At 57.0% G+C, this 16,442-nt stretch carries 14 protein-coding genes; 4 read left to right on the plus strand and 10 right to left on the minus strand.

Features of this window, described 5'->3' with window-relative positions; all coding sequences use genetic code 11:
- Window positions 1–50: 50 nt before the first annotated feature.
- From KGP25_RS10170 to blr, 3 genes are all read right to left on the minus strand, one after another.
- Entirely contained in the window at window positions 51–491 is a 441-nt protein-coding gene (locus tag KGP25_RS10170) for a DUF2569 domain-containing protein (protein ID WP_045910336.1), read from the minus strand.
- Window positions 492–577: 86 nt separating this feature from the next.
- The gene (gene ydgT, locus KGP25_RS10175; RefSeq protein ID WP_013096896.1) at window positions 578–793 is read right to left on the minus strand and encodes a transcription modulator YdgT; all 216 of its coding nucleotides are present in this window, start codon (window positions 791–793) and stop codon (window positions 578–580) included.
- Window positions 794–1,024: 231 nt separating this feature from the next.
- A complete protein-coding gene (gene blr, locus KGP25_RS10180; protein ID WP_168112406.1) occupies window positions 1,025–1,150 on the minus strand; it encodes a division septum protein Blr in 126 nt (41 codons plus the stop codon).
- 243 nt (window positions 1,151–1,393) lie between these two features.
- On the opposite strand from blr, the gene KGP25_RS10185 reads away from it, so the two are divergent.
- Window positions 1,394–2,434, plus strand: a complete 1,041-nt coding sequence (locus tag KGP25_RS10185; protein WP_223540360.1) for an oxidoreductase — start codon at window positions 1,394–1,396, stop codon at window positions 2,432–2,434.
- Window positions 2,435–2,488: 54 nt separating this feature from the next.
- On the opposite strand, the gene add is transcribed toward KGP25_RS10185, so the two are convergent.
- The 3 genes from add to malX form a co-directional block, all read right to left on the minus strand.
- Window positions 2,489–3,490, minus strand: coding sequence for an adenosine deaminase (gene add / locus KGP25_RS10190; RefSeq protein ID WP_023343982.1), 1,002 nt, complete (start codon window positions 3,488–3,490; stop codon window positions 2,489–2,491).
- A gap of 96 nt (window positions 3,491–3,586) precedes the next feature.
- The gene (locus KGP25_RS10195) at window positions 3,587–4,759 is read right to left on the minus strand and encodes a MalY/PatB family protein (protein WP_223540361.1); all 1,173 of its coding nucleotides are present in this window, start codon (window positions 4,757–4,759) and stop codon (window positions 3,587–3,589) included.
- A gap of 48 nt (window positions 4,760–4,807) precedes the next feature.
- Window positions 4,808–6,400, minus strand: a complete 1,593-nt coding sequence (malX, locus tag KGP25_RS10200; protein ID WP_024909342.1) for a maltose/glucose-specific PTS transporter subunit IIBC — start codon at window positions 6,398–6,400, stop codon at window positions 4,808–4,810.
- 179 nt (window positions 6,401–6,579) lie between these two features.
- Between malX and KGP25_RS10205 the strand changes: the two genes are divergently transcribed.
- Window positions 6,580–7,608 carry a Mal regulon transcriptional regulator MalI gene (locus KGP25_RS10205; RefSeq protein ID WP_021241148.1) on the plus strand — a complete coding sequence of 343 codons (1,029 nt, stop codon included), beginning with the start codon at window positions 6,580–6,582 and terminating at the stop codon, window positions 7,606–7,608.
- Window positions 7,609–7,706: 98 nt separating this feature from the next.
- On the opposite strand, the gene KGP25_RS10210 is transcribed toward KGP25_RS10205, so the two are convergent.
- Both KGP25_RS10210 and manA read right to left on the minus strand, forming a co-directional pair.
- Window positions 7,707–9,239 (minus strand): YdgA family protein, encoded by a 1,533-nt coding sequence (locus KGP25_RS10210; protein ID WP_223540362.1) that lies wholly within the window; start codon window positions 9,237–9,239, stop codon window positions 7,707–7,709.
- 214 nt (window positions 9,240–9,453) lie between these two features.
- Complete coding sequence (manA, locus tag KGP25_RS10215; RefSeq protein WP_223540363.1) at window positions 9,454–10,638, minus strand: mannose-6-phosphate isomerase; 1,185 nt, start codon at window positions 10,636–10,638, stop codon at window positions 9,454–9,456.
- A gap of 199 nt (window positions 10,639–10,837) precedes the next feature.
- On the opposite strand from manA, the gene fumA reads away from it, so the two are divergent.
- Both fumA and fumC read left to right on the plus strand, forming a co-directional pair.
- Window positions 10,838–12,484 carry a class I fumarate hydratase FumA gene (gene fumA / locus KGP25_RS10220; RefSeq protein WP_024909338.1) on the plus strand — a complete coding sequence of 549 codons (1,647 nt, stop codon included), beginning with the start codon at window positions 10,838–10,840 and terminating at the stop codon, window positions 12,482–12,484.
- Between the two features lie 189 nt (window positions 12,485–12,673).
- A complete protein-coding gene (fumC, locus tag KGP25_RS10225; protein ID WP_223540364.1) occupies window positions 12,674–14,068 on the plus strand; it encodes a class II fumarate hydratase in 1,395 nt (464 codons plus the stop codon).
- Here fumC and tus read toward each other — a convergent pair whose 3' ends face one another.
- Complete coding sequence (gene tus / locus KGP25_RS10230) at window positions 14,069–14,998, minus strand: DNA replication terminus site-binding protein (protein ID WP_045910343.1); 930 nt, start codon at window positions 14,996–14,998, stop codon at window positions 14,069–14,071.
- 74 nt (window positions 14,999–15,072) lie between these two features.
- Window positions 15,073–16,371, minus strand: a complete 1,299-nt coding sequence (gene rstB / locus KGP25_RS10235) for a two-component system sensor histidine kinase RstB (protein WP_045910344.1) — start codon at window positions 16,369–16,371, stop codon at window positions 15,073–15,075.
- Window positions 16,372–16,442: the final 71 nt, after the last annotated feature.

Below are 16,442 nucleotides of genomic sequence, written 5' to 3' on the forward strand. Positions count from 1 at the left end.
CTATTATCGGACAAACACACGCAGGCGACAACAGGTTATCTGTAGGGTTATTACGGGTTCACGAAGGTGTTTTTCACCCGTGTCGAACGCTTAAAGTAGGGCACCAGCAGCGCCGCGGCCAGCAACGGGAAAAGCAGCTGACGAACGGCCAGCGCGTCTGAAACGGGCGAAAAAGCAAAAGCCTTCACCGCCAGCAGGACCGAAACCAGCAGCCAGATAATGTAGTGCTTAGGCACATTCTTACGGCGCTTAAAGAAGGCAATGGTCAGCCACAGCGTGTAGTACCACATCCCGATCGCGAAAACGAACGACACAAACCACAACGCAATATTAAGCACGCTTTGCGACATCAGGGTCTGGATGGCGTGGGGGGTAATCAGTGCGGTGGTATAAAGCAGCAGCGCAAGTGATGCGCTTAATAAGGCAACCAGCAGCCATGCCAGTGGGGCGATTAACCAGCCTCCAATGCGTTCTCCAGGCGTTGCGGTCATGAACTCTCCCATAATCTGCGCGAAATGTTGTACAGCCAGTTGGCAGGGCGGAGAGTATATAACATTTCGCGCGGATGGCTACTTTCTTATAAAACGTAACGCCATACGGACTTAGGCACTTCGCCGACGTTGAACAAACGACCACCGGAGACCAGCTCCGCACGGCGATGGTCAGCGGCGCGATACATATTAATGATGTCCTGATTATCCGACAGGGTGTAGTTCAGATGGTCAAACAGTTTTTCCAGGCTCTCAAGCGAATTGATCTTGCGAAATTTTAATAAATAGTCCTGAACTGTCATATTAATAAGTTTCCATATAAAAGTGAGTAATACCAGTTAAGGTAATTCGTTCGAATAATAAACGGATTAATAAAGACGTAAACAGCCCACTCAGGTAACGCGACGAAATTAGGAGTTTTCTTTGCTGAAATTCAGGCATCAGACGATGCCTGGAAGAGAAGGTTAACCGTGTTCACCAGGGCTGGCAATAAGTAACTGACATATTATGTCACTCTTTATTGCAGTAACCGGTTACTTAGGTTGAGCGACGGTGACAGGCTCCGGCGGCTGGTAGTTATCGATATGGCTGGCAACGCCCAGCAAAATGACCGAAACCCCAAGGACAATCCATCCCGCTAATTCAATGATTCGATTAATAATTGACGTCATGATACGTAATTGTACTTTATCCATAAAGACAGGGCGCAAATGTTACAGCGACGTTTCCCTGACGGCAAGGGCTTTGGGAACGGTTCCCTTAAACAAAATCAGTAGGTTAATACTATGTAACAAAAACAATCCGTATAACCTGCTATTTTACGTCATAGGGCACATTATTAATCCGTGGTAATGCCAGGCTAGCCAGTGTGAAATAAGAACGTCATAACAGAGGATGGCACTATGAGTGATAATATCCGCGTTGGGCTTATCGGTTACGGGTACGCGAGCAAAACGTTTCATGCGCCTCTGATAGCCGGTACGCCGGGCATGGCGCTGGCGGCGGTATCCAGCAGCGACGCTGCAAAAGTCCATGCCGACTGGCCTTCCGTGCCGGTTGTCTCAGAGCCGAAACATCTTTTCAACGATCCCAATATTGATTTAATCGTCATCCCCACGCCGAACGATACCCACTTTCCGCTGGCAAAGGCCGCGCTGGAAGCCGGGAAACATGTGGTTGTCGATAAACCCTTCACCGTGACGCTGTCACAGGCACGCGAGCTGGATGCGCTGGCAAAGAGTCTGGGCAGGCTGCTGTCGGTGTTTCATAACCGCCGCTGGGACAGCGATTTTCTGACGGTAAAACGGCTTCTCAGTGAAGGCACGTTAGGGGAGATCCTCTTTTTTGAATCCCACTTTGACCGTTTTCGTCCGCAGGTACGAAACCGCTGGCGCGAGCAGGCCGGCCCTGGCAGCGGCATCTGGTATGATTTAGCCCCGCATCTGCTGGATCAGGCCGTCAATCTTTTTGGCCTGCCGGTGAGCATGACGGTCGATCTGGCCCAGCTCAGACCCGGGGCGCAGACAACCGATTACTTCCACGCGGTGCTCAGTTACCCGCAGCGGCGGATTGTGCTGCACGGTACGATGGTCGCGGCTGCAGAATCTGGCCGCTATATTATTCACGGCACGCGCGGCAGCTACGTGAAGTTTGGTCTCGACCCGCAGGAAGACAGGCTGAAAAACGGTGAGCGTCTGCCGCAGGAAGACTGGGGCTATGATATGCGCGACGGCGTCGTCACGCGGGTGGAAGGCGAGGAGCTGGTCGAAGAGACCTTGCTGACGATACCGGGTAACTATCCGGAGTATTATGCCGCTATCCGCGATGCGCTAAACGGCACGGGGGAGAACCCGGTTCCGGCCAGCCAGGCGATACAGATTATGGAGCTGATTGAGCTGGGCATCGAATCTGCCAAACATCGCGCCACGCTCTGTCTGGCATAAGTTTTTGACGTTGTTGTAGGCCGGGTAAGGCGTAGCCGCCACCCGGCAAAGGGTTTACGCGGTTGCCACTTTATCCCGCAGCGCCTGCTTCTCAGCAGGCGTCAGGAAGGCAATTTCCAGCCCGTTAATCTGCGCCTGACGGATCTGCTCGCGGCTCAACCCCGCCTGCGGAGCTGCGATGTTGTACTCGTGGATGATATCCACGCCCTGAACCGCCGGATCGTCCGTATTCAGAGAGGCCAGCACGCCGTGTTCAAGGAACGTTTTCAGCGGGTGCTGCGACAGCGATGCTACGGTGCTGGTCTGAATGTTAGACGTCAGGCACGACTCAATACCGATACGCTGCTCCGCAAGGAAATCCATCAGCGCGCGATCTTCGACCGCCTTCACGCCGTGACCAATACGCTCTGCGCCCAGCTCGCGGATGGCCTGCCAGATGCTTTCCGGGCCAGCCGCTTCACCCGCATGTACGGTAATGTGCCAGCCGGCATCGCGCGCGCGGTTGAAGTGGGAGAGGAACAGGCTACCCGGGAAGCCCAGCTCGTCACCGGCGAGGTCGACGGCGGTGATGGCATCACGATGGGCCAGCAGCGCCTCCAGCTCCTGCAGGCAGGCGGCTTCACCGAACGTACGGCTCATAATGCCGATCAGGCGGGCCTGAACGTCGAAGGTTTTACACCCTTCGCGGACGCCTTCAATGACGGCTTCCACCACGCCTGCAACGGGCAGGTTGTGGGTCATCGCCATATAGCCCGGCGAGAAGCGCAACTCGACGTAGTGCAGGCCGTTGCGGGCGGCATCTTCGATGTTCTCAAACGCCACGCGGCGGCAGGCATCCAGCGACGCCAGCATCTTCACGCCCCAGTCAAGTTTGCTCAGGAAGCTGACCAGGTCTGGTTCATTAGAGGTCACCTGTACGTGAGGGATCAAGGACTCAAGGGTCTGAGCAGGAAGCGTTAAATTGAACTGGCGGCCAAGATCGAGGATGGTTTGGGCACGAATGTTACCGTCAAGGTGACGATGAATATCAGTTAAAGGCAGGCGTGTATCAATCATGGTCGCACTCTTTTCTGGTTAAAGTGCGCCATATTATAAAAACAAAACGGGGTAAAAAGCTATTTGCGCAAGGGAATATTCCGTTGCGCAAGTTAATTACAGGAGCGTGTTAATCCCGGCGATGAAGCGCTGAACCCCTTGCTCCAGCTTGCTGCGCGGGCAGCCCGCATTTAAGCGCACGAAGCCATTTCCCTCTTTCCCGTAGGTATATCCCGGCATGATGGCGACTTTTTGCTGCTCGATCAGCACGTTTTGCAGCGCCCGATCGTCAATGTTCAGTGGGCGCAGATCGATCCAGGCCAGATAGGTCGCGTCCGGTGCCTGCCAGTTCAGTTTCGGAAAAGCGCGGTTTACTTCCTGCGCAATATACGACAAATTCCCTTCGAGATAACCCCGCAGTGCATCCAGCCACGGCTCCCCCTGCTGGTAGGCGGCGATATGCGCCGTCAGCGCCAGCACGGAAGGGGAAGAGAGCCCGTCCCGTCCTTTTAGCGCGCTGAGATAGCCGTTACGGCTCTCTACATCGCCGATCAGGCCGTAAGCCCCCGTCAGCGCCGGAATGTTAAAGCTTTTCGAGCCGGAGGTCAGAAGCGCCCATTTGCCCCGAGCCACGGCGTTCCACGGCGTGTGACGATGTTCTCCCCACACCATGTCCATATGGATTTCATCGCTGATAACCGCCACGTCATAGCGTGCGCACAGTTCCGCCATGTGCGTCAGCTCATCCCGCGTCCAGACCTTGCCGGTCGGGTTCTGCGGGCTGCACAGCAACAAAATTTTGTTTTCCGGTTTCGCCAGCGCCGCTTCGAGGGCCGCCATATTGCCCTGCCAGCCTGCAGCCTGCTTTTCCATCTCAACCGCCACAACACGACGCGCGTTACCCTCTATGGCTTTATAAAACGCATCGTAAGCCGGGGTGTGCACCACCACGCCGTCGCCGGGGGTTGACCAGAGGCGTATCAGTTCAGAGACCATGTAGATGACTGACGGACCATAAACCACGCTTTCAGTATCAATCCGGCTGTTAAAACGCTGCTGGAACCAGTGCGCGACGGCGGCGAGAAACTCGTCGTTTTTCCAGCGACTATAGCCAAACACGCCGTGATGAATGCGCTGCTGCAGCGCGTCGATTATGCAGGGGGCGGTGGCGAAATCCATATCCGAGATGGTGAAGGGCAGCAGATCGTCCGCGCCAAAACGGTCGGCGACGTAGTCCCACTGCGTACACCAGGTGCCGTGTCGATCCACGACGGTGGAGAAATCAAACATGCTTAAATCCTTAACGTAAAACCCCCTCATGGTGAGGGGGTGGAGGCATCAGGCTTCTACTGTTCGCATCAGGGTTGCCAGCTCATCTTTCACTGACTGTACCTGCGGGCCGATAACCACCTGCAAATTGTGCTGATTTAACTGTACCACGCCGATGGCCCGGTTGGCTTTCAGGGCGTTGGTATCCACTTTTGACATATCCGCCACCGACAAACGCAGGCGGGTAATGCAGTTATCCAGTGAGGTAATGTTCTCCGCACCGCCCAGCGCCGCCAGAATGGCAGGGGTGTTGTAGCCGGATTTACCCACGGTACCGGCAACCGCCTGTTCCACGCTGGTGGCCGTATCGGTATCGCGGCCTGGCGTTTTCAGGTTAAAGCGGGTGATGGCGAAGCGGAAGATCCCGTAGTACACCACGAACCAGATTGCCGCCACGACCGGGACCAGATACCACTTGGTGGAGAGGCCGTGCAGGATCCCGAAGACCACGAAGTCAATCACGTTGCCGTCGGTGTTGCCGATGGTGACGCCCAGCACCGCCATCACGGTAAAGCCCAGACCGGTCAGCACAGCGTGAATCAGATACAGCACCGGCGCAACGAACAGGAACAGGAACTCGATAGGCTCGGTGGTCCCACCCACGACGCAGGCGATCACGCCGGAAATCAGCAGGCCTTTAATTTTATGACGGTTTTCCGGACGTGCGCAGTGGTACATCGCCAGCGCGGCACCCGGCAGGCCGCCGAGGAAGGCCGGCATTTTACCCTGAGACAGGAAGCGGGTGGCGCTTTCGGAGAAGCCGTGGGTGGTCGGGCAGCTCAGCTGCGCCTGGAAGATGGTCAGCGCACCGCTCACATCGTGACCGCACACCTCCATCGTCCCGCCCGCTTCGGTGAAGCGAATCAGGGCCACCAGGATATGCTGCAGGCCAAACGGCAGCAGCAGACGCTCGCCGGTACCGAAGATCATCGGACCGAAATCTCCCGCGCCGTTGATGATGCGGCCAATGCCGTTGATGCCCATCGCGAAGACCGGCCAGATCAGCGGAATGATCAGACCAAAGAGGCCCATCACCACCAGGGTGATAATCGGTACAAAGCGGGTACCGCCGAAGAAGGCCAGGGCATCCGGCAGACGGATATTGTGGAAGCGCTCGTGCAGCATCCAGATAATCACCCCGGCGATCACCGCCCCGAGGATCCCGGTATCAATAGACTGGATACCAATCACACTCTGAATGTTGTTAGCTTTCAGCACGGCAGCGTCGGTGGTCGGCAGAATGCCTTTCGCGGTCAGCCAGAAGTTAACCGCGAGGTTCATCACCGCGTAACCCACAAAACCGGCAAACGCCGCGACGCCTTTGTTCTCGCGGGCCAGGCCCAGCGGGATAGCAATACAGAACATCACGGGCAGGAAACTAAACGCGAAGGAGCCGACTTTACTCATCCAGATAAAGATCGCCTGCAGCACGGGGGTGCCGAGGAACGGGATCAGCGTGATGACGTCTTTACTGCTGAGGGAGCTGCCGATACCCAGCATGATCCCGCAGAACGAGAGGAGTGCCACGGGCAGCATAAAGGTTTTACCCAGTTGCTGGAAAAATTCCCACAGCGATATTTTTTGTGCTGCTTTCGCCGTCATAAAACGACTCCTTTATTGTTAAAATCAATTTGTCTGCTTCAATGCTGCGAGAAGATAAAACGTTTTATCAAAGTTTAGTGCGCGCTAAATCACATTCTCAGGCTTTGACTGGTAGTATAAAGATAACGTATTGATAAAACGTTTTACCGATCTCATTTTTCAGGGAGTCACTCCAGGACATGGCTGTAGCGAAGAAAGTCACCATCAACGATGTCGCGCTGGCGGCGGGGGTTTCCGTCAGCACCGTTTCTCTGGTACTGAGCGGAAAAGGGCGCATCTCTCCCGCGACCGGTCAGCGGGTGAACGAGGCGGTTGAACAGTTGGGCTTTGTGCGTAACCGCCAGGCGTCGGCGCTGCGCGGTGGGCAAAGCGGGGTGATTGGCCTGATTGTTCGTGACCTGACGTCACCGTTCTATGCGGAGTTAACTGCCGGGTTAACCGAAGCGCTTGAAGCGCAGGGGCGGATGGTCTTTCTGCTGCACGGCGGGCGCGAGGCCGATCAGCTGCTTTCCCGGCTCGATATGCTGCTGAACCAGGGGGTGGACGGGGTGATCGTCGCCGGAGCATCGGGCGTGGGCAGTGAACTGTGCGAGCGCGCCGCCGAAAAAGGCGTGCCGCTGGTGTTTGCATCGCGCGCCAGCTACCTCGACGAAGCCGATACGTTGCGCCCGGATAACATGCAGGCCGCGCAAATGCTGACCGAGCATCTTATTCGTCGTGGGCATCAGCGCATTGCCTGGCTGGGCGGTAAAAGCTCGTCCCTTACCCGCGCCGAGCGGGTCGGCGGCTATTGTGCGACGCTGATTAAATACGGACTGCCGTTCCACAGCGAGTGGGTCGTGGAGTGTGAATCCAGCCAGAAGATGGCGGCGGAAGCGATAGGCGCGCTGCTGCGAAGCAGCCCGACCATCAGCGCTGTCATTTGTTATAACGATGTGATCGCCATGGGCGCCTGGTTTGGCCTGATCCGCGCCGGGCGCCAGAGCGGCGAGGGCGGGGTGGAAACCTTCTTCGGCCACCAGGTGGCGCTGGGGGCGTTCGCCGACGTTGGTGAAAACGCCCTCGACGACCTGCCGATCGTCTGGGCCACTACCCCCGCGCGGGAGATGGGTTACACCCTGGCGGACAGAATCATGCAGCGTATCGACAATACGGATGTACAGGCCGGGCACCAGATTGTGGCGGCGCGGTTAGTGACGGTGAAATAATATCGCCCGGCGGCGCTGCGCTGGCTCTGAATCGTAGGCCGGGTAAGCGTCAGCGCCACCCGGCAATAAAAAACCCCTCATGCGAGGGGTTTTGACGTTTACTGCTGAGGCGCCGCCGGTTCGGCTGGCGCTGCCGGTTCAGCCGGTTCCGGCATCCCCAGAGCAGGCATACCAAACATGCCGACGAAGTCTTCCAGCGGCATTTTGTCGCCGTTGAGCGTGACCTGGCCGTTGGCGTACTGCAGGCTGGTGGAAATCGTGTTGTTGTCCACCTTCGTGATGCGGAACATCTGGCCCATTGCCGCCAGACCTTTCACCTGCTGGTTCGCCAGCTTGCCGGCATCTTCATCGCCGTAGCCTTCCAGTTTCGCAATCTGGGTCATAAACTCGGTCGCCATATCCATCGGGATGGTCAGCTTGCTGTCGAGCGACTTCACGCTGCGATCCACTTCCTGCGCCAGCGTCTGCGGTTCACCCGTTGCGGTGGCCGGATCTTTCAGGAACAGAGACAGGTTGAAGCTGGTTTCGCCTTTGCTGTTTTTCCAGCTCAGCGGCGCAACGGTGATCACCGGCTCGCCTTTCAGCAGGATCGGCAGGTTGTTGAACAGTACCGCCATCGCCTGCTGCTGGTACACTTCCGGATTCTGCTGCAGCGCGGTATCGGTCAGCAGCGCCTGGTTCTCTTTGCTGTATTTCTGGCTAAATTCGTGCCACGCCTGGCCGTCGATATTGCCGATCTTCAGCGACAGTTTGCCGGTGCCCAGATCCTGATTCTGTACTTTCAGGCTCTTCAGCGTGTAATCCAGCTGGGTATTGATGCTCTTACCGTCTTTGGACACGTCGGATTTTCCGTTCACGTCCATGCCTTCCAGCACGGCCATCTCTTTCCCTTCAACCGCAATGGCAACTTTATCGAGAGACAGTTTCTGATCGCCGATACGCTCTTTGAAATCGGTCATGCGGCTGTTGCCGTCGGCTTTCAGGTTGTTGAAGGTGAGCTGAACTTTTTGATTGTATTCGTTCACGGCATTGACCAGGCCGCTTTCCGCTTCACCCGTCAGGGAGAACACGTTCCCGTCGCGGTCCGCGTCAAGTTTGAAGTGACCGCCGCTAAAAGCGACTTTCTCATTCTCTTTCTCGTAGTTCAGCGCTTTCAAGGCAATATCAGAACTCGTGTCACCGGCATAGCTGATGCGGGTGTCGATCTCGAAAGGTGAGGTATTTTTGGCCAGGTCGAACAGCGGTTTGGTGACGTCGTTATTCACCAGGACCGTGTGAACGGACGCCATCGACGGGATCAGATTAAAGGACTTCAGCTGCGCCAGCGGGAATGGACCGTGGCTTACCACTTCATCCAGCACCACGCTCTGGCCCGGTTTCAGCCAGCCGTTCTCCGTACCGGCAACCGGCTTCACCACAACCTGCATACGGCTGGTAAACACACCGCGCTCATAGTTCTGGTAGCTCAGCTCAAGGCCCGCTTCCGGCGCGCTACGCTTAATCTCTCCGTTAGCCTGCGCCACCATCTCAGCCAGACGGCCTTCCAGCTGTTTCCCGGTAAACCAGGAGGCACCCGTCCAGACCACGCCTAACGCTACAATCACTCCTACCGCTACGACCGATTTTTTCATTGCGACTATCCCTAAAATGAAACCAGGCGGTAAAAACCGCCTGGAGATATTAAGCCTGCAACTAGCTTAGCAAGAGTTGTTAAAAAAATCAGTAAGTCCCTAATACCCGTCATACTTCAAGTTGCCTGTGCGTTGGCTTTCCTCGCTCACCCCAGTCACGTACTTATGTACGCTCCTGGGGATTCGCTGCGTCGCCGCCTTCATGCAACTCGAATTATTTAGGGTATAGCTTATTGAAAACGCGCGCCAGGCGACCAGTGCCGCTTACGCTAACCGGAGACTCATTGGCTGCAACGAATGCTGACTCACCGGGCTTAAGCACCAGACGCTGTTCGCCTTTGCGCAGCGTCGCTTCGCCCTCGACGCAGAACAGGATCGCCGCGCTCTCCTGAGCGACCGACGTTTCGGCGCTGCTCAGGTCGTGCAGGGAGAAGGCAAAATCGTCCACCGGAATCGGGAAATCCAGCTCTGCGCCGTTTTTCACCGGCTGAGTCAGCAGCTCTGCGGCTGGTTTCGCCACAAACTTCACGTTGGCAACCAGCTCGGGGATGTCGATGTATTTTGGCGTCAGGCCCGCGCGCAGCACGTTATCGGAGTTGGCCATCACCTCCAGCGCCACGCCCTGAAGGTAGGCGTGCGGGGTTTCAGCGAACAGGAACATTGCTTCACCCGGATTCAGCTTCACCACGTTCAGCAGCAGAGGGGAGAACAGGCCGCTGTCGTCCGGATAGAATTCGGAAATCAGACGGATGGTCTCCCACGGTTCACCTTGCTGGCTGTCCAGGGCGGCTTTCAGTACCGCCAGCGCGTGGGACTTCTCTTCACCCTGCATATTCAGCAGGCTGGCAAACAGCTGGCTCAGCGCGTCGGCGTTCGGGTTTTCAAGGAAATGCGCGATAGCGTTATGGGCACCCGCGACCGGCTGCAGCAGGGAGATAATTTCGGAAAACTCGCGGAACGCGTTCATCGCCAGGAACGGCGTCAGCGCGAACACCAGTTCCGGCTTGTGGTTAGGATCTTTGTAGTTACGCTCGGCGGCGTCTAACGGAATACCTGCCGCGTTCTCTTTCGCAAAGCCGATTTCAGACGCTTGCTTGTTCGGGTGAACCTGGATGGAGAGCGGCTGGTCTGCGCACAGCACTTTAAACAGGAACGGCAGTTCGCCAAAGCGCTGAGCCACCTTGTCGCCCAGCAGCGCGGCTTTATCGATCTCGATTACGTCACGCAGGCTGCGTACCTGACCGCTGGCGTCTTCAATTTTTGAGCTGCTCTTCGGGTGCGCCCCCATCCACAGTTCTGCCATCGGCAGGTTGTTCGGGTTCGCGATACCGTAGAGATCCGTTAACGCAGTTTTACTTCCCCAGGCGTAGTTCTGCACTGAGTTAATGAGTTTTTGCATTATCAAGCCCTGATTCAATGATGGAATTAACTTCGGGTATTAAAGCAATAAACCACATGGAAGTAACCTGTGGATGTAAAAAGTCGTACTAGTCTCAGTTTTTGTTAAAAAATTGTGTAGGATAAGCTGACTCGCTTTTAAGCCGGGCAGCGGAACATCTGCCCTGAATAAACAGACCGAAGCAGTAAGTGAGAGAACAATGTCGAATAAACCCTTCCATTATCAGGATCCTTTTCCCCTCAGTAAGGATCAGACCGAGTATTACCTGTTAACCCGCGATCACGTCTCCGTCTCTGAGTTTGAAGGACAAGAGATCCTCAAGGTGGATCCACAGGCGCTGACGCTGCTGGCGCAGCACGCCTTCCACGACGCCTCGTTTATGCTCCGTCCTGCCCATCAGCAGCAGGTGGCCGATATTCTGAGTGACCCGGAAGCCAGCGAAAACGATAAGTACGTTGCCCTGCAGTTCCTGCGTAACTCCGATATCGCGGCGAAAGGCATTCTGCCAACCTGTCAGGATACCGGTACGGCGATCATCGTCGGTAAAAAAGGCCAGCGCGTCTGGACCGGCGGCGGTGATGAAGCCGCGCTGGCGCACGGCGTTTATAACACCTACACCGAAGACAACCTGCGCTATTCGCAAAACGCCGCGCTGGACATGTACAAAGAGGTCAACACCGGCACCAACCTGCCAGCACAGATTGACCTCTACAGCGTCGACGGTGATGAGTACAAATTCCTCTGTATCGCCAAAGGCGGCGGTTCGGCCAACAAAACCTATCTCTATCAGGAAACCAAAGCGCTGCTTACCCCGGGCAAGCTGAAGAACTACCTGGTTGAGAAGATGCGCACCCTCGGCACCGCGGCGTGCCCGCCGTACCATATCGCGTTTGTCATTGGCGGTACCTCGGCGGAAAGCACGCTGAAAACCGTGAAGCTGGCCTCAACCAAATACTACGACGGCCTGCCTACCGAAGGTAACGAACATGGTCAGGCGTTCCGCGACGTGCAGCTTGAGCAGGAGCTGCTGGAAGAAGCGCGTAACCTGGGCCTCGGCGCGCAGTTTGGCGGCAAATACTTCGCTCACGACGTGCGCGTGATCCGTCTTCCGCGTCACGGCGCTTCCTGTCCGGTCGGGATGGGCGTCTCCTGCTCTGCGGATCGCAACATCAAAGCGAAGATCAACCGCGAAGGCGTGTGGATCGAAAAACTGGAAAACAACCCGGGTAAATACATTCCGGAAGAGCTGCGTAAAGCGGGCGAGGGGGAAGCGGTTCGCGTTGACCTGAACCGTCCGATGAAAGAGATTCTGGCGCAGCTGTCTCAGTATCCGGTTTCGACCCGTCTCTCCCTCAACGGCACGATTATCGTGGGCCGCGATATCGCGCACGCGAAGCTGAAAGAGCGCCTGGACAACGGCGAAGGGCTGCCGCAGTACATTAAAGATCACCCGATCTACTACGCGGGCCCGGCGAAAACGCCTGAAGGCTACGCCTCTGGCTCGTTAGGCCCGACTACGGCAGGCCGTATGGACTCGTACGTCGACCAGCTGCAGGCTAATGGCGGCAGCATGATCATGCTCGCGAAAGGCAACCGTAGCCAGCAGGTGACGGACGCCTGCCACAAGCACGGCGGCTTCTACCTCGGCAGCATCGGCGGCCCGGCTGCGGTTCTGGCGCAGGGCAGCATCAAGAGCCTGGAGTGCGTGGAATACCCGGAACTGGGTATGGAAGCGATCTGGAAAATTGAAGTGGAAGATTTCCCGGCGTTTATCCTCGTGGATGACAAAGGCAACGACTTCTTCAAGCAGATCCAGTCGTCCCAGTGTTCGGCGTGTGTGAAGTAATTCTGTAAATTGCCGGGTGGCGCTGACGCTTACCCGGCCTGGATTCTCGTAGGTCGGGTAAGGCGCAGCCGCCACCCGACACCCGACACCAAAAAGAGCGCACAAAGCGCCATAACGTTTCTCAGAAGTCATCAATACTTATCCCTTAAGCATGTGAGCAATCCCGACAGTGTTATCAAGGAGAAAGTAATGACAACGGTACGCCATGAGAAAGACTCGATGGGCGCCATCGACGTCCCGGCCGACAAGCTATGGGGCGCGCAAACCCAGCGTTCGCTGGAGCATTTCCGTATCTCGACTGAAAAAATGCCCGTCTCGCTGATTCAGGCGCTGGCCCTCACCAAACGCGCGGCCGCAAAAGTGAACCAGGATTTAGGCCTGCTGGCGGCAGACAAGACCACCGCCATCATAAATGCCGCCGACGAAGTGCTGGCGGGCAAGCATCCCGACGAATTCCCTCTCGCCATCTGGCAGACCGGTTCCGGCACCCAAAGCAACATGAACATGAACGAAGTGCTGGCGAACCGGGCAAGCGAACTGCTGGGCGGCGTGCGCGGCATGGAGCGTAAGGTTCATCCGAACGATGACGTCAACAAGAGCCAGAGTTCTAACGACGTCTTCCCCACGGCCATGCACGTGGCGGCGGTGATTGCGATTCGCGAACAGCTTATCCCACAGCTTAACGTCCTGAAATCTACGCTCAACGAGAAGGCGCAGGCCTTCCGCGACATCGTCAAAATCGGCCGTACGCACCTGCAGGACGCCACGCCGCTGACGCTCGGCCAGGAGATTTCCGGCTGGGTGGCGATGCTGGAACACAACCTGAAGCACATTGAGAACAGCCTGCCGCACCTGGCGGAGCTGGCGCTCGGCGGGACGGCGGTTGGGACCGGGTTAAACACCCATCCGGAGTATGCGGTGCGCGTGGCGGAGGAGCTTGCGGCCATTACCGGACAGCCGTTCGTCACGGCGCCCAACAAGTTCGAAGCGCTGGCGACCTGCGACGCGCTGGTCCACACCCACGGCGCGCTGAAAGGGCTGGCGGCGTCGCTGATGAAAATCGCCAACGACGTGCGCTGGCTGGCCTCGGGCCCGCGCTGCGGTATCGGTGAAATCAGCATTCCGGAAAACGAGCCGGGCAGCTCCATCATGCCGGGTAAAGTCAACCCGACGCAGTGCGAAGCCATGACCATGCTCTGCTGTCAGGTACTGGGCAACGACGTGGCCGTTAACCTGGGCGGTGCATCCGGCAACTTTGAGCTGAACGTCTATCGCCCGATGGTGATCCACAACGTTCTGCAATCGATTCGTCTGCTGGCGGACGGCATGGAGAGCTTTAACGAACACTGCGCGGTGGGGATCGAGCCAAACCGCGAGCGCATCAGCCAGCTGTTAAATGAGTCGCTGATGCTGGTGACCGCGCTCAATACCCACATTGGCTACGACAAAGCCGCCGAGATCGCCAAAAAGGCGCATAAGGAGGGGCTGACGCTGAAAGCCTCCGCCCTGGCGCTGGGCTATCTGACGGAGGCGGAGTTTGATGCCTGGGTACGCCCCGAGGCGATGGTCGGCAGTCTGAAATAATCAACTCGCCACGTACAGGTGCAGCCGCGGAATAATCAGCTGTAGCGGCTGCGCCTGGGGTCGGTAACGGTGCTGGACATTTTCAGCATCGTAATTCAGCAACTCACCAATATCCGGCACGATAGCCCCCTGATCGGCATCATAGAGCGCAATCAGCGGCGTTGGACAGGCATACTGCACCTGTTTTTGCTGGCCGGAATACCAGACGCGGGCGATAGGCTGAACCTTCACCGGGCGCTTAATTTTGAGGCGCGTATCCGCCGGTAGCGAGGCGATGCTGTGGTACTCCTGCTCCAGGCGCTCAATCCACTGCTCACGCGACCACGGCGCGACGGTGCGTGGCGCCTTGAGGCTTTTTTCCAGCTGCGCCAGGATCTCATCCCGGGTGAAGTTTTTAATGATGTGCTTATTCGCCCAGCCGAAGCGCAGCGTGGCGGGGTGGCGCAGTACCGTCAGCGTACGATAGGCATTCAGCGTAATTAACCCCGGAAGCTGACGGTGGACCCATTCAAACCGGGCGGCAGGGGCCAGGCCCGACTCCTCGGTAACGATCTTCTCAAATGCCGCTTTCAGGCTGTTGATATGGGCAATCTGGCTTTCCAGCGCCTCGCGCGATACTGCATCGGTTTGCAGACAGATCACGCCCGGCAGCCGCACGGCTGCCTTGCTGCTGCGCTGTTCAGACTGCTGCTGGATAAAAAGATGTCGATAGTGTTTCATCGCCAGTTCCAGCGCGGCCTTGCCGATGTGCTGCTTCACGTCGATGGTGTCCAGCGGATCGTGCTCGGCCCCTTTGACCACCTCGGGCAGGGTAAAGACGCGCGCGGCCAGCAGGCGGCAGGTCTGCAAACGTTCTGTCAGGGTCAGCAGCTCGTGTTCTATTTCCCGAAACGTGCTGTTAAGCCGTTCGATAAGATCGTAGGTCGCCATAAGCCCCTCTCATTAGTTACAACATACTTATCATATAGCACAGCACGCCGGGTCAGGCCAGCGTGCGGTTGAGGTCAGGCAGGAACGGGAAGGGCGATGTTATGGTACACCGGCCAGCTAAAGCAGAAGCGCGCGCCGCCGAGCTCGCTCTCCTCGCAATGTACCGTGCCGCCCATGGCCTGCGCGATAGAGTAGACAATGGCCAGCCCCAGACCACAGCCTCCGGTGGCGCGATCGCGGCTGGGATCGAGGCGGACAAACGGTTCAAACACGGTTTCGCGCGCCTCCGGCGCAATCCCCGGCCCGTCATCCTCTACCGTCAGGCTGGCCTGATTACCCTGCAAATCCAGCCCAATCTGTAGCGTACTTTCGCTGTAGCGCATGGCGTTGTTCATCAGATTGTCCAGCACGCGTTCCATCAGGCGCATATCGAGTGCTCCGTAGTCACCCGGCGTAACGCGCGTCAACAGCGTACGCTGCGGGTTCACGCTCTGAACGTCGTCAATGTGGGTTTGCAGCCACGCGGGCAGATCCGGCGTGCTGAGATTCAGTTCGTTTTGCGGACGATCGAGGCGCGCGTAGGTCAGCAGCTCCTCAATCAGCGCCTCAAGCTGGCCAATGTCGCGGTTAAGCGCCTGAGACTCTGCTTCCGTCAGATTCTCACTCATCTCCAGACGATAGCGCAGGCGCACCAGCGGCGTGCGCAGCTCGTGCGCAATCCCGTCGATGAGCTGTTTCTTACTGGCGATAAGGGCATTGATGTTATCGGCCATCTGGTTAAAGGCCACGCCCAGACGTTCAAAGCTGGAACCGCTGTCGAAGTGGATGCGCTCGGTAAAGTGTCCCTCACCAAAACGCTGCGCGGCGGATTCCAGCTTCAGCATGTCCTGCCAGTGCGGGCGCATCCAGATAAAAACCGGAAACGCCAGCGAAATGGCGATAAAGGCCATCAGCGCCATGTCCAACAGGCGCATCTGATGCAGATAATAGAGATAGGGCACCGGCCCGACGGCCAGCACGTAATGGCTGCGCGGAATACGCTGAATAAAGGTGTATTTCTCATCCAGCGCGACGATATCCCCGTCGCGCAGACGCTGCATGGCGGGCGGGTCCAGATCGAAATCTTTCAACGGCTCGATGCGTAAATCGAATGACAGGTTGAGATCCAGCTCTTTCAGGGTTTTCGCCCAGTCGTGTGGCGGGATCTCTCTCAGCTCGCTGCGCATCAAATACAGCGAGCTTTTCATCAGGTCGTCCAGAGACTGCCTGCCCGCACGTTCGGCGGTAAATTTATAGACCAGCCCGACCAGCATGGTCATTACCAGGAAGCAGACAAACAGTAAAAGATAAAACTGCACAAACAGCTTTTTCATTGGATCTCACCGAAAAAACGCTATATGCAGAATATACATGAAAACCCTTCGAGTTTTTCACGTCTGTCGAG

It is taken from the genome of Enterobacter sp. JBIWA003 (genome assembly GCF_019968825.1).
Classification (GTDB): Bacteria; Pseudomonadota; Gammaproteobacteria; order Enterobacterales; family Enterobacteriaceae; genus Enterobacter; species Enterobacter quasiroggenkampii.